Here is a 26455-nt window from a genome sequence, read left to right on the forward strand (position 1 = left end):
ACAACTTGAAGGTTTCTCATGATAGAAATAAAACACTTAAAAACGATATTGGCACTAAAGCACACAGGCTCTCTTGCCAATGCAGCAAATCAATTGCATCAAACACAATCTGCCCTTTCGCATCAATTCAGTGAATTAGAGCATCGTCTTGGTTATCGAATTTTTGTGCGTAAAAGCCAACCACTGCGTTTCACACCACAAGGAGATGTGTTGGTTAAGTTAGCCGAAGAAGTATTGCCTATCGTTCGTAGAGCACTCGATACATGTAATGAACCTGGGAGTGTGAGTTTGAATATTGCGATTGAATGCCACAGTTGTATTCAATGGTTAACACCCGCATTACAGCAATATCGCCAGACATGGCCTGAAGTCAATGTCGATTTCCATTCGGGGGTTACGTTTGATCCACAACCTGCATTACTACAACGTGAATTAGATGTCGTGCTAACTTCTGATATTTTAGATGATGCACGTTTACACTACACGCCGCTATTTGACTATGAAGTGAAATTAGTTTTATCGCCCGATCACCCTCTTGCTAACCGCTTACATATTCAACCACAAGATTTAATTGCAGAAACCTTATTTATTTATCCTGTGCAAAGAGAACGTTTTGATGTATGGCGCCATTTTTTACAACCTGCGGGGATCACACCACATTTTAAACATGTCGATAATACGCTGTTGTTAATTCAAATGGTTGCAGCCGGTATGGGAATTGCTGCATTACCTCATTGGGCTGTTGAGAATTTTGAAAAACAAGGATTAGTAGTGACAAAAACATTAGGCGAGGGATTATGGAGCCGATTATATGCTGCTAACCGTCTTGGAGAGCAACATCAACCGGCAATTAGAGAGTTTATTCGCTTATCAGGCCAGCATGCTGTTAACAATCTTCCTTTTGTAAAACAGGTCGGCGTATCCAGCGTCGATGGATCCAAAGTGATGCAACAATCAGGCTCGCGCCTATGATGAAACTTGGCCAATTTGGATGTTGCTGCCAAATAGAAAAATTCACTAATAATCCTGCTGGAACCATCATGTTATTCATAATAGCTAAGGTTCCAGCATCAACTTGTGTGGCACCATAGTTCCACATGAAATACCCTATTCCAGAAGCGCCAATTCCTAACCAGAGTAAAACACCCCATTGTAGTGATGTTGTTGGCATTTTCTGCCAATCGGCAAAACACAATGCACCAACCAATGAAACAACAACAGCACCAAGATAAAACCAAGAAAACGCATGATGTTGTGGAATTGGATGTACTTCCATTAATCGTTTATAACCCACTTGACCAATAGCAAAGAAAATATTAGCAAGTTGCACTAATAACAATCCATACCAAAAATCATCACTTAAATGATCATAGCGAATTATTGCCGCACCTAATACTGCTAATAATGAGCTAAATGCATAACCCCAACGTAATTTCTGACGCTCTAATAAATCATAAATTAACGTAACATAAAGCGGTGTTAATACAGTAAACAGTAAAAATTCTGCGACGGTCAAATAGTTATAAGCATGGAAGACAAACAGATACATAATGCCGAGTTGGCAGGCTCCCACACTCATATAAAGCAAAATCACCTTAAAACGAATTCCCTTCCAACGTAAGAAAGGCAAGAAGACCAAAGCAGCCAAAGAAACGCGGATAAGAACAGAGAGCCAACTATCAACCTGACCCGCGAGATACTCGCCGATCAGGCTAAAAGAGGCTGCCCATAACAGTGTTGTAATAATGAGCAACCACATAATTAACTATCTTTCTCTACTAACAACGCTTCCATTAAATCCAACTCATGTAGCAATAATTGGAGCGTTTCATTACTAATTTTTCGCGTTGCTCTTAAATGGTAAAGTTCACCACGCTCAGCACGTAATGCCGTTAAACGAAAACGTCTTTCGAGATCTTCCTCTAACGCGTTATGGAGCATCTCATCTTGATCCGCAGTACGACGTCGTAAATATCCTGTAACACGAGAAGCAACTTCATTGATTTCTTCCGCATCCAACTGCTCTTCAGTACTTGCAGCTAAGCGCTCTTCCATTTTATTCAGACTAACAATTGCCACTTCTGCCATCACTTTCCGTGCATAGCGAACTTCATTTTTATCTGCTTCTTTATCAGTTGTCTTCACGCCTTTTAATAAGAAAGGAAGTGAAATGATACCCACTAAAATCGACAGTAAAATAACACCAGCAGCAATAAAGATAATTTGATAACGTCCCGGGAAAGTGCTGCCATCAGTTAAAAAGAGTGGAATAGAAAGCGCACCTGCAAGCGTAATGGCACCACGAACACCCGCAAATGACGATAACCACAACTCACGCGTTGTATAATTAGCGAAATCAAGCGGATGCTTTTTCATAAAGATCCGGCTAGTTTTCTTCATTAACCATAACCACGTAAATCGCAGGAGCAGCAGTGCAAAGTAGATAACGAAAACTGCCGCAAACAGCATCCAGACTTCAACTTCTGGGTCAAGATCTGCTTGAATAACAGAGCTAGTCCAAATAATAGGAAGCTGTAAGCCCAGCATGATAAAGACAAGGCCGTTAAAGACAAATTCAAGCATTGACCATACGCTATCAGCACGTAAGCGCATCGCAAGAGGCGCATTCCTGATAACGCCAGATTTACTGATAGTCATACCGGCGGCAACAGCCGCTAAAATACCAGAAAAACCAATATGTTCTGCAATAAGGTAAGAGGCAAAAGGTAGCAACAACATAAAAACGATTTGTGTAGCGGGGTCGTCTCCGCTCCAACGGCTCATCAATCGTAAAGATTTACTGTAAATTAAGGTGACACCAATACCTGCTAATAATCCGCCTATGGCGACTTTGAAAAATTCAAGGGTTGCACCACCCACAGTAAATACCATCGTGCCCATTGCCACAGCAACCGCAAATTTCAAGGCGACCAGACCCGAAGCATCATTCATTAGTGCTTCGCCTTCTAATATGCCCATTATTCGCTTAGGTATTCGCCCTTTACCAACGATGGAAGAGAGTGCGACCGCATCCGTTGGCGAAAGTACTGCCGCCAACGCAAATGCCGAAATAAGAGGGATACTTGGCATCATCCAATAAATCAGATAACCGATACCCACAACGGTCACCATAACTAAAACAAGCACTAGAATAAAAATCTCACGCCCATTTTGAATAAACTCTCGTGTCGGTGTTTTCCAACCATCAACAAAAAGTAAAGGTGGGATCAATAGAACGAGGAATAATTCAGGATCAAAAGTGACATGTAAACCAAACTGAGGCCATGCCAATAAAGCCCCTATCACAATCTGTATTAATGGTAACGGAACACGAAAGGGAATTAATTTTGTGATAACTCCCGAAACTGAAACCACCAGTATTAAAATCAAAATAGTAAAGAAAATTTCCATGTTACCCTTACATGCCTATTTTTATCCTGAAACCAGCCATTTCCCCTTATAAAAGGGAAACCTACCGAACGATAAAGAAACATATTATGTAAAATTCGCGCATCGTACTTTTCTTTATCAATGTATCTATGCTTATTTTAAACAGATCCCACATAGACTCTGTGAGAATATTTAAAAATTAAGATTAATCGTAGCTAACACCGCACATTGTACACAATTTATTGTTCTCTATTTATTAACGGCATTAATTCTAGAAAGCATACGTTTTTATTTCTCTTTTTCAGTCTAAGCAATGTAATAGACCGTATAAAAACGTAAAACGTTAAGTTATTAAATAAAAAATCATAGATAAATAACAATTACGATTAAATTTGAGAGCTAACGCGTAATGCTAATGATTATTCAATTGTTCTTAACATCGACATCATGACAACATCACAATATTTACCTTCTTTAAAAGCAGCTTTACGGCGTACACCTTCAACTTCAAAACCTAGTTTCTTATACAGATGCAAACCTCTTTCGTTGTCTGAATACACTTCTAATTCTAATCGTGTGGCTGCTAACCAGTTGAAAGCATAATCAATTGCTGTCTTAATAAGTAATTTACCAACACCTTTTCCTGAGTATTCAGCGCCAACACCGATACCAAAACTGACAATGTGGCGACGACGAGGATGATTATCGATTATCAGTGCTAAATGCCCCGCGACTTGATCATCAATAGTTGCAACAAAATGAGGAATATTTTGTTCTGAAAATTCAAGTAATCTTTTTTTCCACATCGTGACCGAAGGGTAAGGAAATTGGCAAGTACAAATATATAAATCAGGATGAGTATATAACTGTTGAATTGCGGCTGCGTCGTCTGGCTCACCATGGCGTATTTTTATTTCTTGCATATATTCTACCAAAAATTTAACAACTAGACTTTATTTCGACAATAGCGAATAAAAGTAGATAAATAAATAGCAAAAAGGCGGAATAAAAATATATTCCGCCTTTTGTCTTTAAAACCGATTATTTAAATTAAATTGCCCACTCACCCGCATAAAATGCCACTAAAGCAATAGTAATTAATACAGTACCAATATTGAGTTTACGCCATTCACCTGCAAAGACACGACCAATAACCAAACAGCCGAAACCTAACATAATACCGGTGACAATATTACACGTTAAAACAATAAATACAGCGCACACCATGCCTGACATTGCATCAACAAAATCACTAAAATCTAACTTAGTGACGTTACCTAGCATCAATAAACCCACATACATTAATGCTGGTGCCGTTGCATAAGCGGGAACTAAATAAGAGAGAGGCGATAAGAAAAGGATCAATAAAAATAAAATGCCCACCACTGTTGCGGTTAATCCAGTTTTACCACCAGCGGCTGTTCCTGCAGCAGATTCAACATAAACCGCAGCTGGTGCGGCGCCAATAACGCCCGCAAAAATGCTACTAACAGAGTCAGAAGTCAGCGCTTTTCCGCCATTAATAATTTGCCCGCGTTTATCTAATAAGTTTGCTTGACCTGCAACAGCACGAATAGTCCCGGTTGCATCAAAAATAGCGGTCATTACTAATGCTAATACGCTAGGTAAAACTAAAGGTTGTAATGCTCCTTTAATATCCATTGCGAATAATAAAGAAAGTCCATCTTCACCCAATTGAGGCATTTTAAAAACACCTTGGTATTTCACATTAGGATCGAAAATCAGCCCAATAATCGAAATGGCAACAATCACTAATAATACGCCACCTGGAACTTTGCGTTTTTCTAATCCGAAAATAGCGGCTAATCCTGCAAGTGACATCAGAACAGAAAATGAAGTGAATTTACCCATTGCCACAGGCAAACCATCAAAGGGGTTTTTAACGACAAGCCCAACACTATTGGCGGCAATTAAAAGTAAAAATAAACCTATCCCTATTCCTGCGCCATGAGCAATACCTGTCGGAATATTTTTTAAGATCCAAGTACGAATGCCAGTTAATGAGAATACAGTGAATAAACACCCCATTAAGAATACGGCGCCTAATGCAACAGGCACAGAGATGTTTTGTCCCAAAACCAAGCTAAAAGCGGTAAATGCTGTTAATGAAATAGCACAACCAATCGCCATAGGAAGATTTGCCCACAATCCCATGAGAAGAGAGCCCAATCCCGCGACTAAACAGGTTGCAATAAAAACCGCTGTATGTGGAAAACCAGCTTGTCCTAACATACTAGGAACAACAATCACGGAATACACCATAGCCAGAAATGTCGTCAAACCGGCGATCATTTCTTTGCGAACAGTAGTACCACGAGCTGTAAGTTTAAAATAGCTATCCAGTTTACCTGTGCTTGCTGATTGATTAGCAGACATTACATTCCTCTGACATAAAAACGGTTCACTCTCCAAAAAAACGGAAACGATTACGTATCAATTAAAATAACCTCTTACCGATAAAAATCTTAAGAGGGAGTCAAAAAGCAAACGTTTGGTTTTTTGTGTGGACTGAGTGAGAGAATTTGACGCAAACGATTATCTGGTGATATTAGGGTAAGAATCAAGTGAAAAAATACATTTTTAATAAAAATGTCATAAAAAGATAGTTTAAAGTTAGAAAAACAGAAAAAGAGGAAAGCAGCTGCCTACTTTCCTCATTATTCTACTTTTGTACAATTATCCAATGTCATACTTATCTCACAGTGGAAAACATCTTAGTTAATTGTTTTTATTTAATTTATATTATCTATCACAATAATTAGGTATATCTATCTATTATTAGTAACTTTAATAAGTCACTTAGATAAATAATACCTTCCGTTCCCAATGTGTGGCAATTAATGATATGCAGTATTCATTATTTTTATCTGAAGATAAGTTTATCTTCTACTTCTAACGTTAGATGAATAGATGCCGTTTTAGCAAACAGTTTTCTGTTTTGTATAAGCATTTCTAGATTATTCTTAATAAATTTTAAAATAAGTTCAATTACGAAAGATAATTATAACCATTTATAGAAAACAAGAAGATAAGATCTTAATATTTAGAAATCGAGAAAAGAAAGGCTTCCTCTATCGTCATTCTATCGCTAAATAGAATACGATAGAGAAAAAATCATATTAAGATGGGCTATTATTGAGTGTTTTAACACCGAGATTCCAACGTTCCATAGTTGATACTAAGAATAAACCTGTCATAGCAACCAATAAGAATGGTAGTGAAGATGAAGAAATTTCTGACATCGCGCCAGCCAGCAAAGGCCCTGATAAATTACCAATCCCCCATAACATCGCAGCGGATGCATTTGCGACCATCAGATCATTGCCTGAGAAATATTGTCCAATTTGTACCAACGCAATGGTGTATATCGCACCCGCTGTTGCACCCAATACCAGTAATAAAGGCCAAATCAAAAATGTATGAGACATCGTGATAGGTAATAATAAGCTTGCAAGTAAAGTCACGACACCACAAACTCGATATAACCGCGTTCTATTCATATGATCGGCAAGCCAGCCAAATGGCATTTGCATAATTGCATCACCCGCTAAAATCGCGCTTATCATCATTGCCGCAATAGCTTCAGTATGCCCTACACTTAAGCCATAAATAGGAAACATAGAAAGCACTGTGCCATCAAAAAAAGCAAAGAAAACAATGCCACCACAGATTGCTGGTGCAACTTTAACAAAGCGGATAATAGAAAAATTAGGCTCTTGTGTATCTTTTGGTAATTTATCACCTGTTTTTTGATCCATCATTAAAAACAGGACAATAGAGATAATATGAATAAAGACACTAATTAAAATCGGTGTCTTATCTGCAACGCCATAAAGCGCAATAATTGAAGGCCCTAATAACTGGCTAATCGTAAATACCGTGGTATATACCGCTAAAATCCGCCCACGTTTATTATCTGGTGAAAGCTCATTAATCCACGTTTCTCCTAAACAAATCATCACACCACTGGCAATACCTGTGATTAATCGTAAAGGAAATAGCAACTCTAAAGGCAAACTTCCCATTAAGGGTAATAAACTTATTGCAGAAATAATGGTCGCTAATAGCATAGCAAAGCGTTTACCGATCCATTGCACAATACGCCGAGCAAAGGGGGAAATAATTAACATTCCAATAGCGGGTGCTGCGGAAATAAGTCCAATAATAGATTCATTAATACCCACTAAATTAAGGCGCAGTGCCACCATAGGAATAGTTAATCCGATAACTATCCCGATAACGCCAATACTTACCGTGATAGTGGTTATCGCAAAAACTTCAGATTGGCGATAATTTTGATGTGACATGTTATTTTGTTTCTGCGAATAACAGAAACCTCTGTAATAAAAGGAAGGTGATTAAATAAAATATTGTCGTATATTATAGGGGATAAGAAATAGATAAACATGCTTAAAAAGCAACATTAATTAGAGAAAGATCTCTATTTGACTCTCGATGATCTTTACCTTTCACAATATTCTCACTTCATCGTTATTTATCCTACAACGCTTAAAAAAAATAACGATAGATAAGCACAGTACCTGATGCCAATACAATAGTATAAATCACACTCATAAATCGTGCTTTCGACATACGTAATGTTAAATTTCGCCCTAACCAAACACCTGCAAACATGGCTGGTAAGAAAATAACGGCTAATTTAAGAATATCTAATTGCCAATAAATGCCTGCACATAAGAAAATCACCACTCGCGTTAGTGTGCTAAAGCCAATCAATGTGGTTTGTGTAATGCGAAACTTATTTTTGTCTGTAATTCTGCCTGACAAGTAAATCGCATATAAAAATCCCCCACTACCAAACAACGCGCTAAATACACCGCCGATTAATCCAAAAGGATAAACTAAGCGTTGAGAAAATTGGCTTTCTTGTTTTTTCCAAAACAGTGCATAAATTGCATAACAAGTGGCAAAGATACCTAAAAGAAGAGAAAGTAAATCAGGTCGTGTGGTTAATAAAATTGTTGCACCGACAAGGCTACCAATAATAATAAGCGGAATAAGATAGCGTATCTCTTTAAAATCAGCCTGTTTGCCATCTCTGAAAATATTCACTATGGCAGCACTTAAATCGATTAATGCCAATAAAGGCACTATCATTGAAAGAGGCAAATAAAGTGCCAATACAGGGCCCGCAATTAACGCAGAACCAAACCCAGCCATACCAAAAATAACATAAGCAAAAAATAAGGTAAGTAAGCAAATAAAAAGATCAGACCAACTAAGCAAGTCCATCATAATAAACCTTGAATAATTATCATTTACTGAAGGATATTAGCGTAATTATTAAAACTAGAACAGTGATCGTAAGACTATTCACAAAATACAGCAGAAACAGGATCTCATTTTTCCGAATACGGTTAATTAGTGTTATTATCTAATTAGAATAACACTTTTAAACTAACGATATTTTGAATTGGCAATGAACTCACAACCTCCTAAAAAAACGAATGAATACCTTGGTAATAAAGTCAAACAATTAAGACAATCTCGAAATTTATCACTTAATGAGTTATCAAGAAAATCGGGAATATCCAAGGCTGCATTGTCAAAATTAGAATCGGGTGATTCTAATCCTAGAATCGATACCTTAGAGGCTATCGCAATAGCCCTTGGCTTTCCTTTGGGAGATTTATTTAGTTTTACACGTGAAGAATACCCTCGCTTAGAGCGACATAAGCCTATCGTGGGTGATTATGCCCAAGAGTTTAAATTTCGTATTGGCATCGGCAATATTACTGAAATTTGGCATATCGAAATGAAGCATGGCGCGATCATCAATAGCCCTGCTCACGCTGACGGCACCCAAGAGCACATCATGGTCTATTCTGGTAAATTAATGATGCGTTTTGATAACGACGAAACCGTCTTACTAGAAACTGGCGATTTTTATGCTTTCCACGGTAATGTCCCTCACTCGTATATCTGTGTTGAAGGACATTTGCGTGCCTCTGTGATTATGTCTAGCCCAAATCAGCAGCATTATCATCACCGCCCTTAAGCGATATTATTGGCTCTTTCAATTAGTGAGTGAGCCAATAATATAAGGCGATTAATTTAAATAACTTTCCATTTGCTCAAAAACACGTAGATCATCGCTGAATCTCACTTCTTTTACGTCTTCAAGCTTTTCCACCTGACTGACCATTTGCATAAGACGATCATCTTTTTGCACTAATAGCCAGATACGGCTTTTATCGCTGTTTTTCATCGGTAAACACAAAATGCCATCAACGTTAAATGCACGGCGAGCAAATAGCCCACAAATATGGGTCATAACACCGGGATGGTTGCGAACAATCAATTCCAGCGCGATAGGTTGTGATTGGTTTGACATAAATTAAGCTCCTATCATCTCAATATTTGCAGCCCCAGGTGGAACCATTGGAAATACTTTTTCATGGATATCAATCATAACGTGAATTAAACACGGACCGGGTTTTTCAATTGCTGCTTTTAATGCACTCGCAGGATCTGCTTCCTGATTTAAGTCACAGGTATCTAAACCAAAACCTTGTGCAATACGAATAAAATCTGTTTGATAAGGGTAAGCCGCAGCATAAATACGTTCTTCAAAAAACAGCGTTTGTTGTTGGTGAACTAACCCCAATGCCTGATTATTTATCAAAATAATTTTGATATCTAATTGGTGCTCAGCCGCCGTAGCAAATTCTTGAATATTCATCATAATGCTACCATCCCCCGAGAAGCAGAGGATTTTCTTATCTGGTTCGGCTAACGCGGCACCAATCGCAGCCGGTAAACCAAATCCCATCGTACCTAAGCCACCCGATGTTAACCATTGTCGAGGTCGATTTAGCGGATACGCCTGTGCTACCCACATCTGATGTTGTCCAACGTCTGTTGTAATAATGGCATCATCATCAACACAGTTTGCAGCCGCTAAGACAATGCCATAACCACTTAGAATATTCTCAGAGTTTTTCATTTCCAATGGATATTCTTGTTTCAGTGTCGTAACACGCTCGATCCATTCATTACGCTTGTTTGTATTAATCAATGGTAATAACAGTGATAACACTGATTTCGCATCAGCGTGGATTGCAATATCTGGGCGTTTGATTTTGCTAATTTCAGCGCGATCGATATCAACATGAATTATTTTGGCGTTAGGGCAAAACTTCTCTGCTTTACCAATAGCACGATCGTCAAATCGCGCCCCTAATACAATTAGCAGATCCGCTTCTTCTAAAATAAAATTGGTGCTACGCGTCGCATGCATACCTAACATCCCCAAATACAGTGGATGAGAAGGTGGCATTAATCCTAAACCCATTAAGGTCATGGTTGTCGGCAGGTTATTTTTCTCTGCTAATTCAATCGCTTCTTTACATGCTTCAGCGCTAATGATCCCCCCACCTAAATATAAAACAGGATTTTTAGCTTGATTAATCATTTGCGCCGCTTGTATTACTAAATCAGTATTAAATGCGGGAACAGGATCTTTTTGTGGAATAGGTGGTAACGCTTCTAATGTAATTGTGGCTTGCTGAATATCTTTTGGCACGTCAACCCAAACAGGCCCCGGTCTTCCTGACATCGCTAAACGAAACGCATCACAAATAATGTCAGGTAAGTCCGCAATATCGCGTACTAAATAGTTATGTTTCGTGATTGGAATAGACATGCCATAGGTATCAACTTCTTGGAAAGCATCGGTTCCAATCATCGCTGAAGACACCTGACCGGTAATACAAACTAAAGGAATAGAATCCAGTTTAGCATCGGCAATTGCTGTCACTAAATTTGTTGCACCCGGCCCGCTTGATGCAATACAAACAGCAGGTTTACCATTTGCTCGGGCAATACCTTGTGCAATAAAACCAGCACCTTGTTCATGACGAGTTAAGATATGCCGAATAGATTTACTTTGGCTTAAAGCATCATATAACGGAAGTGCTGCACCACCAGGGATCCCTGCAACTGTCGTAATACCTTGCCGTTCCAGTAAATAAACGATTAATTGCGCCCCCGTAAACGTTCTACTTGTTGTGGCGTTTTCTTGTTGATCACCCATTTTTATCTGTCCTTTGTTCTAAGCCGGACTTAATGGGCAGGTAGAAAAGAAAAACCCCGCCCGGTTAGTTCGCCGGCGGGGTTTCGAAACTGTGTTGATTCGGACCCGTTACGGCGCTTTGCCGACGACCACCACCACACGCACGACAACCACAGCCGCGATGTGCGCTGTTAGTCGTAGGCTTTGTAGTAGAGTAGTGATGATCATGGGTTACCTATCAATTAATTTAATGATGTGTTTACGTGTTATCTGTATTTAAAAAAACATAACTTCTACAAATTAACAACCTTTTTTTTCGGTTTATTTTTTATCACCGCTAAAAACGAGAGCTAGATCACTTCTAGTGAAAATCAAAAAATAATCTTGATTGCAGCACAAAAAACCAGATTAATTTCATATTACAGAATAACCAAAAAATTCCTTTCTCAACGTAAACACACCAACTCAATTTTATAAAAACGCAACTTGAACCAAGAGTAATGTTGCCGAAAGGACAAACATAAATATCACCATCGGCATAATAAATTTAAGCCATTTGTTATAGGAGATATCTAACATTTGCAAAGTCGCTAACACCAATCCAGTAGGCGCTAAGAACAACATAATATATTGTCCCCAGTTATATGCTGATACCACCATATAACGAGGAACACCGACTGCATCGGCTAATGGTGCCATAATTGGCATCGCCAAAACCGCAAGGCCTGAAGAGGAAGGAACAATAAAACCTAAACAAATAAAGACAACGAGTTGTGCTAATAAGAATAGGCTCGGTGGCATTCCTGCAACCATATGAGACATAAATTCAAGAATAGTATCAGCAATCTTACCTTGTTCCATCACAAGGTTAACGCCGCGCGCTAAACCAATAATTAATGAAACACCAACTAATTCAGATGCCCCGTGAATAAATCCATCAATGGCTGTTTTTTCTTTTAATCCCGATAGGAAAATTATGATGATTGCGATAGCAAGGAAAAGAGCCGCCATTTGTGGAAACCACCAGCCCATGTCCATAACACCCCAAACCATAATAGGAAAAGCAGCAACAAATAAACAGAGGATCACTTTACGACGCCACGAAAATTCTAATATCTCATTAGGATCGTAATTACTCAAAAAGCGCTGTTTAAAACTTTCGGCATTTTCATAGTTGTAAGAGAAAGTTGGATCTTTTTTGATCTTCTTGCAATACCAATATAAATAAACCAAAACCCCCAACGTACCAATCACCAACCCAATAGTACGAAATCCGATCCCTTCAATAAAACTGATCCCCGAAGCATTTGATGCAATAACAACTGAGAAAGGATTTACCGTCGAGAACCCTGCCCCCATTGAAGAAGCAAGGAAAATAGCCCCAACACACACAATAGCGTCATAACCCAAGATTAAGAATATCGGTACTAATATGGGATAGAAAGCAACCGCTTCTTCTTCAATCCCACAACTTGTCCCGCCTATGGATAATATAATCGTGACCCCAAACACGACTAAAAACTCTTTACCTTTGGTTCGATTCGCGAGTGCTGTTAAGCCCGCATTGAATGCACCGGTTTGATTAACAACCCCAATCAGTCCCCCCAAGACAAGAATGAAAACAATAACATCTGCCCCCTCTATCGTCCCTTTCACCATACTTTCGGTAATATCCATTATTCCTTTGGGTTGCTGTGCTACACGTTCATAGGTTCCAGGTATTGCTATTGGTTTTTTAATTGTCCCATCGGTAAATTTATTAATCTCAATAGAGACATTTAAATCATTCAATGTCGCCTGAGTTGCTGGTAACACTTCATGAGAACCATCTATTTTTGCAACCACTAATGATGGCTCTGCTGAGTTATAACTTAATCGTTGATATTCGCCAGCTGGAATTATCCACGTTAAGCCAACCACAATTACTGTAATGACAAATAAAATAGTAAATGCGGTCGGAAACGCAAACTTTTTAAGTTTCATAAGCGTCCTCGACTTAAATGAGAGGCTACTCTGCCAATAGAAATAATATCTATTTGGCAGAGTCTATTATTAGAATTAAATTTAAAATAATAATAAGTATGATATTAATCAGAAATAATTGTTGTGCCTGTTTTTCCTTCTAAAGCAGATAATGCATTCTCTAAAGAAGTAATAATCGCTTGTACACCTTTTTCACTTTCTTTTAAAAAATTAAGGCAGGCCTCCACTTTAGGTAACATACTTCCTTTAGCAAATTGTCCTTGAGAAATATATTCCTGAGCTTTAGAAAGTGTTAATTTATCTAAATTTATTTGTTCTGGTTTATTAAAATTAATAGCAACTTTATCAACAGCCGTTAATATTAATAAAATATCCGCTTTTAATTCTACAGCTAATTTTGAGCTAGAGTTATCTTTATCAATAACAGCATCAATACCTTCTAATAAATCCCCTTTTCGAATAACAGGAATACCACCGCCACCAACAGTAATCACGACAATATTATGTTCAACTAACTGTTTAATAATTGGTGATTCTACAATTTCTAACGGCTTGGGTGATGGAATAACACGACGATATCCACGCCCCGCATCTTCCATAAAGTGAAAACCATGTTCTTTTTGAATCGCCTCAGCTTGTTGTTGAGTATAAAACGCCCCTATGGGTTTTGTTGGCGATAAAAAAGCGGGATCGTTTTTATCAACAACCACTTGAGTCACAATGGTGGCACAACCATGATTTTTATTGAGATTTCTCGTACATAATTCGTCATTAATAGCCTGTTGTAGATGATAGCCAATATAGCCTTGACTCATAGCACCACATTCAGCAAATGGCATATACGGTGTGCCAATGTTCTGTTGTGATGCATAATCCATAGCTAAATTGATCATCCCAACTTGTGGGCCATTTCCATGACCAATAATGACTTGATAGCCTTTCTCAACCAAATCCACAATGGGCTTTGCGGTTTTTCGTACTATCTGCTTTTGCTCTAGTGGCGTATTTCCTAATGCATTTCCCCCTAAAGCAATAAATACCTTTTTAGGCATTGTTAACTCCTTGCTTTAGCTCAAAGTAGCGAACATAACGGCTTTAATGGTATGCATACGGTTTTCAGCTTGATCGAAAACTTTTGATTGGCGAGACTCAAAAACATCATCAGCCACTTCCATTTCACTCAAGCCAAATTTTTGATAAATATCTTCGCCAATAATGGTTAAACGATCGTGGAATGAAGGTAAACAGTGTAAGAAAATCGCATGAGGATTAGCCATTTTCATCATAGAGCTATTTACTTGATAAGCTTTCAGTAAGCGAATGCGTTCATCCCAAACACTATCTGGCTCACCCATTGAAACCCAAATATCGGTATAGAGAACATCAGCGTCTTTTGCCCCTTTTTCAATATCTTCGGTTAACGTGATAGAACCTTCATTTTCTGCCGCGATTGCACGACACTCTTTCACAAGTTGCTCTTCTGGCATTAAAGATGCTGGGCCACACGCTGTAAAATGTAAGCCTAATTTCGCACAAACTACCATTAAAGAGTTAGCAACGTTATTGCGAGCATCACCAAAGAAAGTCAACTTAAGCCCTTTTAAATGACCAAAGTTTTCTTCAACGGTCAGCATGTCTGCTAACATCTGAGTTGGATGGAATTTATCGGTAAGACCATTCCATACTGGTACTCCTGATTTCGCCGCCAGCTCTTCAACTAATGACTGATCAAAACCACGATATTCAATACCATCATAGAAACGCCCTAACACACGCGCTGTATCTTCAATAGACTCTTTTTTCCCCATTTGTGATGAGCCAGGATCAAGGTAAGTCACCCCCATTCCTAAATCATAACCCGCTACTTCAAAAGCGCAGCGTGTCCGTGTTGAGGTTTTTTCAAATAATAAAACGATATTTTTACCTTCCAAAGAACGGTGAGGAATACCAGCCATTTTTAATGATTTAAAATGTTTAGAAAGCTTTAATAAATATTGAATTTCAGAAGATGAAAAATCGAGTAATTTTAAAAAACTTCTACCTTTAATATTAATAGACATAATAATCTTATCTCCTAATTATTTTGATAATAATAGAGTTAAAAAATAGTTTGTTATTTAAAAAAATAGAAAACCTATCTCAATAACCTAGGTTATTAAGAAGTATGCTTTATATTTCTAGAAAATAGAGAGGGTTTATCCGTTAAAAACGGAGAAATGGAAGCATTGACGTTGTTTATACATCATAATGTGGGCAATACGTCTAATATGAGGTGTTTTCCTATTATTATTTTCCATAATACTAGTACCTTCACTTATAGGTATTAAATGAGGATTACAGTGAAACATATAGGAATTAATATTAATGTGATTATCATCTCAATTATCTATTTATGACTAAAATCATATCTCATTAAAAATAAATAATAAATCAAACATTCCGTTAACACACATATTTTACAAAGAGAATTAAATTTATATAAGGAGACTATCTCAATTAAATTAGTAAGATAATATAAAATAAACCAAGAAAAACAATTAGACTTTATTTGGTTATTATTTATTATATTTTCTAAATGTTAATATTATTGATTTATTTTAACATTAAAATAATTTAGCCAGCATCATCACAGCACTACAAATAATTAAAATTAAAGTCGCATACTGAAATATCCTGTCAGGCATTCTGATCAACAACCACTTAGACAGTGGAATAGAGATTAGCGAACCTAAGAATAACAAAAGTGCCAAATGAATATCCGTATGCCCATCTTGCATGTAAGCTAGTGCTGAAGATCCTGATAACAATGTTGTCGTAAAGATAGAAGTACCGATAGCTTGTTTAATAGAAAGGTTCGCATAACGTAGCAATAACGGTAACACAACGACACCACCACCTACCCCCGTTGCCCCTAAAACAACACCTGCGGCAATCGCTGGAAGTAATAGTGCTTTAATATTTAAAGGCGCTAGTTTTATATTTTCAACCACTACGGGAGGTAATGAGAAAAACATTCTCTGTACAAAAAGAAATAAAGAAAAAATAATCGCACCAACAACAAGCGCATTAATTCCCCACTCGACTTGTTGCTGATACTGCTCTAATGAACCTAAATAATTAACCAAAACACTAGCCAAAAAAGTACTTGGTAGCATTATTCCTAATACAATCATTGCTCTTTTAAAAGGAATATTGCCAAGGCGAAAATGCATATAAGACGAGGTGACTTTCATCAACATAGACAATAAATTGGCTGTTGCAACTGCCATTAATGCATTCATACCAAAAAAATAGGTCAATACAGGTAAAACAATAACACCGCCACCCACGCCCGTTGTGCTAATAATTAAACCAATAGCTGCACCTACCGCTAATGTGGTGATAAGTAACATTATTGATTTCCTTGTATAACAGCTTCTCGCCCTTTTAATAAGGCTTTTTCTGCCGACTCATTCGCTAATGTCATATATTTAAAAAACAGCACATTAAAAGCCACCATTTGTAAAACTTGTGGCGTGATCACTCCTAATTGAGAGTGTTGTTCGTCATAAAAATAAGGCAATGTATAATCTGATAATCGAGTTGCTTCATCTTGTCCAAAACGCGTTAATGCTACTGTTAAACAACCTTCATTTTTTGCCGATTTCAGCATTCGATTAATATCGGCCGTATTGCCTCGTGCAGTCACGGCAATAGCTAAATCATCAACTGATAAATTGGCGGAATAAGCCAATTGAGCATGAAGATCTGGACTAAATAAGGCGTTTTTATTCACGCGAATAAGCTTATGAAAAATATCACTCGCCACAACGGCAGAGGCGCCAATCCCAAACAGGACAATGCGTTTAGCTGAGACCATTTTTTCAGCCAGCAGATCAATACAATTGGGATCTAACAAAGCCAATGAGTCCTGAATAGCGCTAGTAAACAGATGCCCTGTTTTGGAAATAATTAATTCTGTTGAGTCTGTTTTCGCAAGATTGCCATAGAGAATATCGCCACTGCTTTTTTGTTGCTTTTCTTCTGAAAGGTAATCAATTTTAAATTCAGGATAACCACGATATCCCATTTGACGAGAGAAACGGATAACAGAAGCACTACTTACACCGGCTTTAAGTGCCAGTTCAGCTGCATTCATACTGGCAATATTCTCACTATTATCTAATAGATAATGAGCGATACGCTGTTCTGTGCCTTTGCCCTGAATGAGCAAACTCTCAAGCTTTTTGGTCAGTGTCGACATTCTGTTATCCTTTTTATTTCTGACTTATTTCTCTGGATCTGTAAATCCCATTAGCATACTGGCAATAAAACCGACAATCCATGCGCCTAATACCGCGATCAGGAACTTAATAATTTGCCCATCACCAACTAACGGAATTAATGATAACCCAGCAGTACCAAATGGAATAATGATCCCAACTTGGAAATATGCCATTAATGCACCACCAGCCGCACCACCAATACATCCTGCAATAAATGGTTTTCCAAGTGGAAGCGAAACACCAAACAATAAAGGCTCACCGACACCGAAAATACCCACAGGTAATGCGCCCATTAATGTTTTCTTTAAACGTTGATTTTTAGTGCGTAGATAAACCCAAAAACAAGAGCCTACTTGCCCCATTCCGCCCATAGCCAAAATTGGAAATAGATAATTTAAACCAAAGGTATTTAAGATTTCGGTATGAATAGGAATTAACCCTTGATGTAATCCCGTTAAGAGTAAAAATAAGAAACTTCCTCCTAACGCCGCACCAGTTACCACCGCACCACCACCTTGATTCAATAGTGATAATGATACGCCTTGTGCTAATAACTGATTAAGATAATGGCCGATAGGTTGGAATATCATAATCGCCACAAGAGAAGAGACTAAAATCGTCACAAACGGCGTTAAGATAAGATCAAGACTCTCTTTAACGATGCTACGAAACCATAATTCTAATTTTGAAGAGAATACAACCACCATTAATACCGCAAAAATCCCGCCACTGTTTGGCTGTAATTTCTCACCAAATAAGGTGATATCGGCAAGCCCTGGCATCGCTAATAATCCCGCCATGACCGCACCAATCGATGTTGATGCGCCCAATTCTTTAGCGGTATTTATCCCAATCATAATAGAGAGATACGCAAATACCGTACTACCAATTAATTTGAATAATTTAAATAGTTCAGGGAACTGCTCAACTAAGCCCGGTGCGACTAAACGGATAATATTAATTAACCCCATAATCAAACCGCAGCCAATTAAAGCAGGAATGGTAGGAACAAAAATAGCCGCTAATGTATTTAGCATACGGCGGATTGAGAAGCCTTTTTTCACTGAGGTTGACGCTGGCTTATCTTCACTACTTGCTGAACTTTTTTGCATACGTTTATTCATGATGGAATAAACTTTTGCCGCAGTCCCCATTCCGACAATCACTTGATGCTGTTCGCCATTAAATACAACACCTTTAACGCCTTCGACTTGTTTTAAAGCGTCTGCATCAAAAAGTGAACTGTCCTTTAAAATCAGTCGAATGCGAGTCATGCAATGTGTTAGGGTTGCCACATTTTGAAACCCACCAGCGTGTTTTTCTATTTCTATTGCTAACGTGTCGAGATGTTCTATTTTATTAGCCATATGCGTGCCTGCTAAAGTTTAGAGTGTTTACTCATATTGTTATTAGTTAAATAGGGCAAGTTGCTGTTGTAGCGAACGATAAGGATATTGCTGTGTGATTTGCTCAACTTTCTCCACACTCAGATGAAGCTCATACATCAAAATGGCTTTTCTAGGATGATAATTAACCATTTGTAACAAGGCTCTGGCTCTTTCATGTGAAATTCCACACACTTCGCTGACAATACCTTCAGCACGACGTTGCAATTTTTCATTACTCGCAATCACATCCACCATCAGGTTTTTATGCACTTTCCCGAGCTTAGTCATTACACTGGTGCTTAACATCCCTAGGATCATTTTTTGAGCTGTACCACTTTTCATTCTTGTGGAGCCGGTTAACACCTCTGCGCCCACGTCTGGTGCAATAGATAGATCAGCAATCTCACTCATCTTACTTTTGCCACGCGTGGTAATAGATATTGTTAACGCTTTTAGTTTCTTACCATATTGCAAAGCCGCGACAGTGAAGGGAGTACGACCACTTGCGGCAATACCAATAACAACATCTTTATCACTGACATGACGACGTTGAAGCTCTTCAATTGCCGCCTCTCGGCTATCTTCAATATTTTCAACCGCTTTTAGCATTGCATCATGACCACCTGCAATAATTGCCTGTACTAATGTAGAAGGTACACCAAAAGTTGGTGGACATTCGGCACTATCTAGTACAGCTAATCGGCCACTGGTTCCCGCGCCAACATAAAAAATACGCCCACCTTTTTGCAAACGTTCAGTTATTTTTTCTACTGCTTTAGCAATAGCAGGTAATTCTTTTTTAACTGCATTTGCAACCGTCATATCTGCACTATTGATTAGCGTAACCAACTCTAAAGCACTTAATTCAGAAAACTGTGTTGTTTCTTGATTGCTTTCATTTTTAAGACATTCGCTTAATGCATCTTCTTTCATCACCACAACCTTATGAAATCATATTTCAATTAAAATTACATCCAATGAAATTGTATTTCAAGACTATTTGTCACGATGCTGTGAAATGAATCACATTAAGCCCTGTTTTTTGCTTTGTAAGAAATTCAACAGTGGCTATAAAAATAAAGTAATCAATTGATTTTAAATCAATTCCACTTACCATCTAAATAAGATAACAAGTGGAATATAAAGATATGATAGTGCGGAGGTGTACTACTTCGCTTGCGCTAAAAACTGCCCAAACTCTTCAATGCTTGGATAAGAAGATTGTGTGCCTTTTCCGGCAACACTTAAGCCTGAAAACATCACCGCTTTATTTAATGCTTCTTCAATATTATTAGTGTGAACATAATAATGGGAAAAACAACCAATAAAGGCATCGCCGGCTCCACTGGTATCTATTGCATCAACTTTAATAGCAGGAATGTACTTTTCAATTTCGCCGTTCATCCATAATGCCCCTTTTTCCCCTAACGTAACGATGACATTCTTAAAGCCTTTTTGTAGTAAAGAACAAGCGGCTTCGCGAATTTCATCCATTGTAGTGATTGGCATACCGGTCAATATTTCAAGTTCAGTTTCATTTGGAACAAAAAAATCACAACGAGCAGCAATATCAAGATCTAATGCTTTTGAAGCGGGAGCTGGGTTAAATAACACTGGAATATGGTGTTTATTGCCGAACTCAATAGCGTGGTAGACCGTTTCAAGCGGGATTTCTAATTGCAGTACAATTATTTTGCATTTTTTCAGGCTATCTGTCGCTCTATCAATATCTTCTGGCGACAAATGTTGATTAGCCCCTTTAACAATTAAAATGCTATTTGATGATTGGGAAGTCACAAAAATAGGTGCAACACCACTTGTTGTACCAGGCACTTTTTCAACATAGCGTGTATTAATGCCATAAGACTCTAAATTCATGATGGTGTTATCCGCGAAAATATCATCGCCGACTTTTGTCAACATCATCACTTTTGAATTTAATTTAGCAGCAGCAACTGCTTGATTAGCGCCTTTACCACCACAACCCATTTTAAATGCCGGCGCCTCAAGGGTTTCACCCTCTTTTGGCATCCTATCTATATAGGTGATCAAATCCACCATATTTGAACCAATCACTGCAATATCCATAGCGCCTCTTACTCTTATGTGAAATTTCTAAATGTGAAAATAGTGACATTTTGATAGATATATAACAGTATAATGTTATTTTTGTATCATCTGTGATTGTTATCTCATTAAAACGGCTCTAATATGTTGCCAAACTAACATGAGTGAAGAATAACAATCTTTTTACTAAGGAATAGACTATGCGTCCATTAGCTAATTATATCGATCATACCCTTCTTGCTGCAGATACAACTGAATCACAAATCAAGAAATTGTGTGCTGAAGCAATTGAACACGGTTTCTTCTCTGTGTGTATTAACACTTCTTACATCCCTTTAGCAAGAACTTGCCTTGAAGGCAGTGATGTAAAAGTATGTTGTGTTATCGACTTCCCATTTGGTGCTGGTTTAACAGCAACAAAAGCATTTGAAGCGGCTGAAGCTATTCGTCAAGGCGCGCAAGAAGTCGATATGGTTATCAATATCGGTATGTTAAAAAGCGGTCGTTTAGACTTCGTAAAACAAGATATTGAAGCAGTAAAAGCAGCTTGTGGTAATACAACTCTGAAAGTGATTTTAGAAACTTGCTTATTAACTGACGACGAAGTACGTTTAGTGTGTGAAATGTGCCGTGAGATCCGTGTTGATTTTGTGAAAACATCGACAGGATACAGTACAATGGGCGCAACAGAACATCATGTTGCTTTGATGCGTAAAACCGTTGGTGATGAAGTTGGCGTGAAAGCATCTGGTGGTGTTCGCGATCGCCAAACAGCATTAAACATGATCAAAGCAGGAGCAACACGTATCGGCGCTAGCGCAAGTGTCGCTATCGCAACAGATTCAGATGCACCTGAATCAAATTACTAATTATTTAGCGTATCTTTTTTTGGAGTACGCTATTCGATAATACAAGGATCCTTCGGTGATAGAGACCAAACAGCACGAACGTTTGCGCCGCCTCAGTGAATGTATAAAACGCTCAGGTCGCATACATCTTAAAGACGCCGCAAGGATCCTTGAAGTTTCTGAAATGACGATTAGACGCGATCTCAGCGCTGATGCTGAAAACCCGTTCCCAATGTCATTATTAGGTGGCTATATTGTTGCATTAGCCCAACCTCATGCAGGCTCACTATCAACATCATCCGATATTATTACGCCAGATCAAACTGAAGAACTTCATATTCCTAATCTTGCCGCCGGTATGGTCTCTGAAGGCGATGTTCTTTTTTTCGATAACGGACAATTTATTCCCACACTGATTGAGCTTATTCCCGATAACCTGCATTTCACTGGGATCTGTTATTCTCATCGAGTCTTTTTGGCCTTAAGCCAGAAAAAAAATGCCACGGTATTACTCTGTGGAGGTGAATACCGCCCTAAAAGTGATTCATTCTTCAATCCAACCCAACCTTCTTATCTTGATAGCATTAATCCTAAAAAAGCCTTTATTTCAGCTGAAGGTGTCCATCTTGATTTTGGCGTTACTTGTTATAACATCGACGATCTTTATATGAAGAAAAAAGCGATGGATAAATCTATTCGTAAGATCTTACTCACCAAATATCACTATTTTGATGAAACAGCGACAGCCAATATGGGTGATTTAGCGCAATTTGATGTTGTTATTACTGATAGAAAATTAACGGATGATTACGAAGATTATTGCCGAAAAAGCTCAGTAAAAGTGATTTATTAATTAAAAGTAGATAACTAACTAAAATAGATAATAAAGAAAAATTAACCTTAAATTAAATAAATTATATTTATTCTCTTTGATAAAAATAAAGAAAAACAACACCAACTTTTAATTGCTAAAGCAAAAAAAAGTGGTTACTATGCCTGCGATTTATTATTTTATCCATTTCACTTAACTGCAAGGAGGTATCCCATGACAACAACAAATATGAATACTCTTTGCGGACAATCTCAGAAGTAATCCTTTTTTCTTTCTTTTTGCTGTCCGCCAACCAATTTATTTTTTAATCCTTTACATTATATGGATTGGTATATGGACAACTGTGTTCATTATTTATCTGATCGCGTTTGTTATATCGCATCGGATAATACTTGGATTGAAAGCAAAGCAATCCAACAATTAGAAACAACGGCTCAACTTCCTGATATGACTTATGTCGCAGGTATGCCAGACCTGCATCCAGGTCGCGGTTATCCTATTGGTGCCGCTTTTTTTCTGTTCGTCGTTTTTACCCCGCTTTAGTCGGAAATGATATTGGCTGTGGTATGACACTCTTTCAAACTGAATTTAAAAACAGCAAGCTCAACTTAGATAAAGCAGAAAAACAGTTGAGTGAAATGAGTGATATCGCACCTTCAGAATGGTTAGAAGAGCACTTACCCGAAGAGATGCAAAATCACCCTTTCGCTGGCTCTTTAGGCTCTATTGGTGGGGGAAATCATTTTGCTGAATTCCAGCAAATTGACCAAGTGATTAATGAAGTGCTTTTCGCTGAAAGTGGTATCAATAAAAAACAGTTGTTGCTATTAGTTCACAGCGGATCACGAGGTTTAGGACAATCTATCTTACGTGCCCACACAGAACAATTTGGTCATAAAGGACTCGTTGCTAACACCGAAGAGGCAAATGAATATTTGCAAGCTCACAATAAAGCTCTTGATTATGCAAAGCTAAATCGTCGCCTTATTGGTGAAAGAATAATGCGCCAAATTCGTGCTCAAGGTGCAGTTATTTCTGATGTGAATCATAATCTTGTAGAGCCTTGTGAGTTATATGGTCAACAAGGCTGGTTACATCGAAAAGGTGCAACACCTGCACATCACAATATGGTGGTTATTCCGGGATCCCGCGGTGATTATAGCTATATCGTTAAGCCAATTGTGTCTGAATTAAGCCTTCATTCATTACCTCATGGTGCTGGTAGAAAATGGATGCGTACAGAGTGTAAAGGACGTTTATCACACCGATTTACACCTTTACAACTTTCACGAACGGCATTAGGTAGCCGTATTATTTGTGCCAATAAACAACTGATTTATGAAGAGGCTCCACAATCTTATAAATCCATTGAAACCGTGATTGAAAGTATGGTCAGCATTGGATTAATCGAAGTCATTGCACGTTTAAAACCCGTGATCACCTATAAAACGAGTGGGGAGATGGCGTAATGTTATTACAATTCACCTCCGCACAAGGCCCTGAAGAGTGCTGCTTAGCGGTTGAAAAAGCCTTAAATTACTTTTTGAAATCAACGTCAAAACAACAAGTTAATGTAACAGTTCTTGAAAAAGAGCCTTCACGTTATGGCTTAAAATCTGCATTGGTGTCTCTTGAAGGTACTAATGCACAAACTATCGCTCAACAGTGGGCGGGTTCAATACAATGGCAATGTGCAAGCACGTTACGACCGCAGCATAAGCGTAAAAACTGGTTTATTGGAGTTGCCTGTTTTGAACAACCTGATGAAATTAATGATACAGAAATTGTCTTTGAAACTATGCGTTCAAATGGCCCCGGTGGTCAACATGTTAACAAAACAGAGTCGGCGGTCAGAGCAACACATATTGCCACAGGCATTAGTGTAAAAGTGCAATCAGAACGTAGTCAGCACGCTAATAAAAAGCTCGCTAAGCAACTTATTGCATGGCATTTAGACGCTTATATGATGAAGCAACACGCCTCATTAAATAGTCAGCGCCATATTGCTCATCATCGAGTGATCAGAGGTGATGCCACACTCTGTTTTAGTGGTAATGACTTTGTGCTTATAAGCAAATAATGTTATTACTCTAACAAAAACAAAGCCACGATTTTTAATCGTGGCTTTTTTAAGACAACAATACCCTGCAATAAGATTTTTTAAATTAAAAAATCAATAAAGCGTATAGAGCGTTTTAATAAATAAATCTTACTGTTAATACATTTATTTTATTTAATTAATCTTATTTATTTTAATAACATCACATTTATTTAAATATAAACGTTATTGATACTGATTAATTAAACGGGTGCTGGTGTATTGCGCATTTTAACAGTGAACGTCACAACAGCAGAAGCGACTAATGCAATTATCATAAACATAAATGCACTGTCATAACTGCCGCCACTCGCTTTAATTAAGAAGCCCATAACCGGTGCGGAAACAACCCCCGCCATTTGGCCACCGAAGTTAACAATTCCTGAAGCACGACCCATGATTTTATTGGGGATAGTATCCATTAAAATACCCCAGAACATTGCCATGGCAAAGAACATAAACAGTGCTGAAATACACTGATATACAACAGCCATATCCGCACTTTCAACAGTATAAGTCATATATAAGAAGCCCGCGGCAATCACTGCGGTGATCATATATAACCATTTACGCTGTGCTTTGCATTTATCAGAAACATAACCGCCTAATAATGTCCCACCCGCACCAAATAAGAATGGAATAGCCGCCATTACCCCTGTTTTAGCCAAAGAGAATTCACGAACAGTAATTAAATAGCTTGGTAACCACGTTGAAAATCCCCAAAAGGTAATATCAAACAGAAACCAAATCGCCGCCATTTGCCATAACACTGGCATTTTTAACACATCTTTAAAAGGTACGGCTTCAACAGGTTTATCCGTTAATGTGCCATCCGCTGCTAATTCATCGAGATCTTGTTGAGTAATACTTGGGTGATCTTTTGGGTTATCACGAGTAAAGAAATAAATACCCGCTGCAATTAATAAGCCCGGAATACCTAAAACAATAAACACCATATGCCAGCCAAAAGCGCCGATAATACTGGCTGCAACAATGACGGCTAATGCTGGTCCTAACGTATTGACTGTTGATTGAATTGCCGTTGCACGACCACGCTCTTTAGATGGGAAATAAGTCGAGATCATTTTCCAAGAAGCGGATGGAAAACAGCCTTCACCAATACCAAATAAGAATCGCACTGCTAACATTAACGGTAATGTAAACACCATACCCGTTAAACTGGTGAAGACTGACCACCATGCAATGCCAATTGCCATAATTTTACGAGCACCAAAGCGGTCAGCTAAGAAACCACCCGGTATTTGGAATGCCGCATAACCGACAAAGAACGCACTGATGATTAAGCCTTGTTGTGTGGTATCAAGATTAAGATCACGCCCAATAAAAGGTAACGAAACACTCATCACCATTCTATCTAAAAATGAAAGTAACCATGCTAACCAAATTAAGGATAAAACGGTGTAACGAGCTTTCCATGTTTTCTTCGGTTGAAGGTCTGGAATAATATTTGAACTCATTTTCCTGTTCCTCAAGTAAGGGGAAACCATCACGGTTGAAGAACAACCGT

Annotated in this window: 24 protein-coding genes and 1 pseudogene; 7 read left to right on the forward strand and 18 right to left on the reverse strand. The window is 38.2% G+C overall.

Annotated features, from left to right (window positions below; translation table 11 throughout):
• Positions 1 to 18 precede the first annotated feature (18 nt).
• Positions 19 to 972, forward strand: a complete 954-nt coding sequence (metR, locus tag CUB63_RS09095) for an HTH-type transcriptional regulator MetR (protein ID WP_109847918.1) — start codon at positions 19 to 21, stop codon at positions 970 to 972.
• On the opposite strand, the gene CUB63_RS09100 is transcribed toward metR, so the two are convergent.
• The 6 genes from CUB63_RS09100 to CUB63_RS09125 form a co-directional block, all read right to left on the reverse strand.
• Entirely contained in the window at positions 887 to 1759 is an 873-nt protein-coding gene (locus CUB63_RS09100) for a carboxylate/amino acid/amine transporter (protein WP_109847919.1), read from the reverse strand. The two genes, metR and CUB63_RS09100, sit on opposite strands and share 86 nt — an antisense overlap.
• Positions 1760 to 1761: 2 nt before the next feature.
• Positions 1762 to 3411 carry a Na+/H+ antiporter gene (locus CUB63_RS09105; RefSeq protein ID WP_072064506.1) on the reverse strand — a complete coding sequence of 550 codons (1650 nt, stop codon included), beginning with the start codon at positions 3409 to 3411 and terminating at the stop codon, positions 1762 to 1764.
• 398 nt (positions 3412 to 3809) lie between these two features.
• On the reverse strand, positions 3810 to 4313 hold the full coding sequence (locus CUB63_RS09110) for a GNAT family N-acetyltransferase (RefSeq protein WP_006535569.1): 504 nt from the start codon (positions 4311 to 4313) through the stop codon (positions 3810 to 3812).
• A 127-nt stretch (positions 4314 to 4440) separates the two neighbouring features.
• Positions 4441 to 5787, reverse strand: coding sequence for an NCS2 family permease (locus CUB63_RS09115; protein WP_072064508.1), 1347 nt, complete (start codon positions 5785 to 5787; stop codon positions 4441 to 4443).
• Between the two features lie 743 nt (positions 5788 to 6530).
• Positions 6531 to 7718 (reverse strand): MFS transporter, encoded by a 1188-nt coding sequence (locus CUB63_RS09120; RefSeq protein ID WP_109847920.1) that lies wholly within the window; start codon positions 7716 to 7718, stop codon positions 6531 to 6533.
• Positions 7719 to 7920: 202 nt separating this feature from the next.
• Complete coding sequence (locus CUB63_RS09125; protein ID WP_109847921.1) at positions 7921 to 8667, reverse strand: sulfite exporter TauE/SafE family protein; 747 nt, start codon at positions 8665 to 8667, stop codon at positions 7921 to 7923.
• A gap of 184 nt (positions 8668 to 8851) precedes the next feature.
• Between CUB63_RS09125 and CUB63_RS09130 the strand changes: the two genes are divergently transcribed.
• Entirely contained in the window at positions 8852 to 9430 is a 579-nt protein-coding gene (locus CUB63_RS09130; protein ID WP_072064510.1) for a helix-turn-helix domain-containing protein, read from the forward strand.
• A gap of 51 nt (positions 9431 to 9481) precedes the next feature.
• On the opposite strand, the gene ilvN is transcribed toward CUB63_RS09130, so the two are convergent.
• Entirely contained in the window at positions 9482 to 9766 is a 285-nt protein-coding gene (gene ilvN, locus CUB63_RS09135) for an acetolactate synthase small subunit (protein ID WP_006535577.1), read from the reverse strand.
• Positions 9767 to 9769: 3 nt separating this feature from the next.
• Positions 9770 to 11467 (reverse strand): acetolactate synthase large subunit, encoded by a 1698-nt coding sequence (gene ilvB / locus CUB63_RS09140; protein ID WP_072064511.1) that lies wholly within the window; start codon positions 11465 to 11467, stop codon positions 9770 to 9772.
• A gap of 91 nt (positions 11468 to 11558) precedes the next feature.
• Between ilvB and CUB63_RS17975 the strand changes: the two genes are divergently transcribed.
• Complete coding sequence (locus CUB63_RS17975; protein WP_420902346.1) at positions 11559 to 11726, forward strand: hypothetical protein; 168 nt, start codon at positions 11559 to 11561, stop codon at positions 11724 to 11726.
• A 191-nt stretch (positions 11727 to 11917) separates the two neighbouring features.
• Here CUB63_RS17975 and CUB63_RS09150 read toward each other — a convergent pair whose 3' ends face one another.
• The 9 genes from CUB63_RS09150 to rbsK form a co-directional block, all read right to left on the reverse strand.
• Positions 11918 to 13429, reverse strand: coding sequence for a YfcC family protein (locus CUB63_RS09150; RefSeq protein ID WP_109847922.1), 1512 nt, complete (start codon positions 13427 to 13429; stop codon positions 11918 to 11920).
• A 104-nt stretch (positions 13430 to 13533) separates the two neighbouring features.
• Positions 13534 to 14481, reverse strand: a complete 948-nt coding sequence (gene arcC / locus CUB63_RS09155; RefSeq protein ID WP_006535582.1) for a carbamate kinase — start codon at positions 14479 to 14481, stop codon at positions 13534 to 13536.
• Positions 14482 to 14496: 15 nt separating this feature from the next.
• Entirely contained in the window at positions 14497 to 15489 is a 993-nt protein-coding gene (gene argF, locus CUB63_RS09160) for an ornithine carbamoyltransferase (RefSeq protein ID WP_109847923.1), read from the reverse strand.
• 135 nt (positions 15490 to 15624) lie between these two features.
• Positions 15625 to 15726, reverse strand: a complete 102-nt coding sequence (speFL, locus tag CUB63_RS17980) for a leader peptide SpeFL (protein ID WP_109372621.1) — start codon at positions 15724 to 15726, stop codon at positions 15625 to 15627.
• Between the two features lie 306 nt (positions 15727 to 16032).
• Positions 16033 to 16821, reverse strand: a complete 789-nt coding sequence (locus CUB63_RS09170) for a sulfite exporter TauE/SafE family protein (protein ID WP_109847924.1) — start codon at positions 16819 to 16821, stop codon at positions 16033 to 16035.
• Complete coding sequence (locus CUB63_RS09175) at positions 16821 to 17672, reverse strand: MurR/RpiR family transcriptional regulator (protein ID WP_109847925.1); 852 nt, start codon at positions 17670 to 17672, stop codon at positions 16821 to 16823. The genes CUB63_RS09170 and CUB63_RS09175 overlap by 1 nt, the downstream gene beginning before the upstream one ends.
• Positions 17673 to 17696: 24 nt before the next feature.
• Positions 17697 to 19061: a PTS transporter subunit EIIC gene (locus tag CUB63_RS09180; protein WP_109847926.1), complete on the reverse strand. Its 1365-nt coding sequence runs from the start codon at positions 19059 to 19061 to the stop codon at positions 17697 to 17699.
• Positions 19062 to 19103: 42 nt separating this feature from the next.
• Positions 19104 to 20015: an N-acetylmuramic acid 6-phosphate etherase gene (murQ, locus tag CUB63_RS09185; RefSeq protein ID WP_072064517.1), complete on the reverse strand. Its 912-nt coding sequence runs from the start codon at positions 20013 to 20015 to the stop codon at positions 19104 to 19106.
• Positions 20016 to 20249: 234 nt separating this feature from the next.
• Positions 20250 to 21170, reverse strand: a complete 921-nt coding sequence (gene rbsK / locus CUB63_RS09190; protein ID WP_109847927.1) for a ribokinase — start codon at positions 21168 to 21170, stop codon at positions 20250 to 20252.
• A 179-nt stretch (positions 21171 to 21349) separates the two neighbouring features.
• On the opposite strand from rbsK, the gene deoC reads away from it, so the two are divergent.
• The 4 genes and pseudogenes from deoC to prfH all read left to right on the forward strand — a co-directional run bounded on the left by deoC (position 21350) and on the right by prfH (position 24909).
• A complete protein-coding gene (deoC, locus tag CUB63_RS09195) occupies positions 21350 to 22018 on the forward strand; it encodes a deoxyribose-phosphate aldolase (RefSeq protein WP_072064519.1) in 669 nt (222 codons plus the stop codon).
• Positions 22019 to 22073: 55 nt separating this feature from the next.
• Positions 22074 to 22850, forward strand: coding sequence for a DNA-binding transcriptional repressor DeoR (gene deoR / locus CUB63_RS09200; protein WP_109847928.1), 777 nt, complete (start codon positions 22074 to 22076; stop codon positions 22848 to 22850).
• 312 nt (positions 22851 to 23162) lie between these two features.
• Positions 23163 to 24298: pseudogene (locus CUB63_RS09205) on the forward strand (RNA ligase RtcB family protein).
• Positions 24298 to 24909 carry a peptide chain release factor H gene (gene prfH / locus CUB63_RS09210; RefSeq protein ID WP_109847929.1) on the forward strand — a complete coding sequence of 204 codons (612 nt, stop codon included), beginning with the start codon at positions 24298 to 24300 and terminating at the stop codon, positions 24907 to 24909. Before CUB63_RS09205 ends, prfH begins: the two are co-directional and overlap by 1 nt.
• 221 nt (positions 24910 to 25130) lie before the next feature.
• Here the strand turns inward: prfH and CUB63_RS09215 are convergent, their stop codons facing one another.
• Positions 25131 to 26405, reverse strand: coding sequence for an MFS transporter (locus tag CUB63_RS09215; RefSeq protein ID WP_072064521.1), 1275 nt, complete (start codon positions 26403 to 26405; stop codon positions 25131 to 25133).
• Positions 26406 to 26455 lie beyond the last annotated feature (50 nt).

The sequence above is a fragment of the Proteus penneri genome (assembly GCF_003144535.1).
GTDB lineage: Bacteria > Pseudomonadota > Gammaproteobacteria > Enterobacterales > Enterobacteriaceae > Proteus > Proteus penneri.

Bases quoted from the DNA above. Each gene is read 5' to 3' on its own strand.
- metR (WP_109847918.1), top strand. From the start codon at position 19: ATGATAGAAATAAAACACTTAAAAACGATATTGGCACTAAAGCACACA.
- CUB63_RS09100 (WP_109847919.1), bottom strand. From the start codon at position 1,759: ATGTGGTTGCTCATTATTACAACACTGTTATGGGCAGCCTCTTTTAGC.
- CUB63_RS09105 (WP_072064506.1), bottom strand. From the start codon at position 3,411: ATGGAAATTTTCTTTACTATTTTGATTTTAATACTGGTGGTTTCAGTT.
- CUB63_RS09110 (WP_006535569.1), bottom strand. From the start codon at position 4,313: ATGCAAGAAATAAAAATACGCCATGGTGAGCCAGACGACGCAGCCGCA.
- CUB63_RS09115 (WP_072064508.1), bottom strand. From the start codon at position 5,787: ATGTCTGCTAATCAATCAGCAAGCACAGGTAAACTGGATAGCTATTTT.
- CUB63_RS09120 (WP_109847920.1), bottom strand. From the start codon at position 7,718: ATGTCACATCAAAATTATCGCCAATCTGAAGTTTTTGCGATAACCACT.
- CUB63_RS09125 (WP_109847921.1), bottom strand. From the start codon at position 8,667: ATGATGGACTTGCTTAGTTGGTCTGATCTTTTTATTTGCTTACTTACC.
- CUB63_RS09130 (WP_072064510.1), top strand. From the start codon at position 8,852: ATGAACTCACAACCTCCTAAAAAAACGAATGAATACCTTGGTAATAAA.
- ilvN (WP_006535577.1), bottom strand. From the start codon at position 9,766: ATGTCAAACCAATCACAACCTATCGCGCTGGAATTGATTGTTCGCAAC.
- ilvB (WP_072064511.1), bottom strand. From the start codon at position 11,467: ATGGGTGATCAACAAGAAAACGCCACAACAAGTAGAACGTTTACGGGG.
- CUB63_RS09150 (WP_109847922.1), bottom strand. From the start codon at position 13,429: ATGAAACTTAAAAAGTTTGCGTTTCCGACCGCATTTACTATTTTATTT.
- arcC (WP_006535582.1), bottom strand. From the start codon at position 14,481: ATGCCTAAAAAGGTATTTATTGCTTTAGGGGGAAATGCATTAGGAAAT.
- argF (WP_109847923.1), bottom strand. From the start codon at position 15,489: ATGTCTATTAATATTAAAGGTAGAAGTTTTTTAAAATTACTCGATTTT.
- speFL (WP_109372621.1), bottom strand. From the start codon at position 15,726: ATGGAAAATAATAATAGGAAAACACCTCATATTAGACGTATTGCCCAC.
- CUB63_RS09170 (WP_109847924.1), bottom strand. From the start codon at position 16,821: ATGTTACTTATCACCACATTAGCGGTAGGTGCAGCTATTGGTTTAATT.
- CUB63_RS09175 (WP_109847925.1), bottom strand. From the start codon at position 17,672: ATGTCGACACTGACCAAAAAGCTTGAGAGTTTGCTCATTCAGGGCAAA.
- CUB63_RS09180 (WP_109847926.1), bottom strand. From the start codon at position 19,061: ATGGCTAATAAAATAGAACATCTCGACACGTTAGCAATAGAAATAGAA.
- murQ (WP_072064517.1), bottom strand. From the start codon at position 20,015: ATGAAAGAAGATGCATTAAGCGAATGTCTTAAAAATGAAAGCAATCAA.
- rbsK (WP_109847927.1), bottom strand. From the start codon at position 21,170: ATGGATATTGCAGTGATTGGTTCAAATATGGTGGATTTGATCACCTAT.
- deoC (WP_072064519.1), top strand. From the start codon at position 21,350: ATGCGTCCATTAGCTAATTATATCGATCATACCCTTCTTGCTGCAGAT.
- prfH (WP_109847929.1), top strand. From the start codon at position 24,298: ATGTTATTACAATTCACCTCCGCACAAGGCCCTGAAGAGTGCTGCTTA.
- CUB63_RS09215 (WP_072064521.1), bottom strand. From the start codon at position 26,405: ATGAGTTCAAATATTATTCCAGACCTTCAACCGAAGAAAACATGGAAA.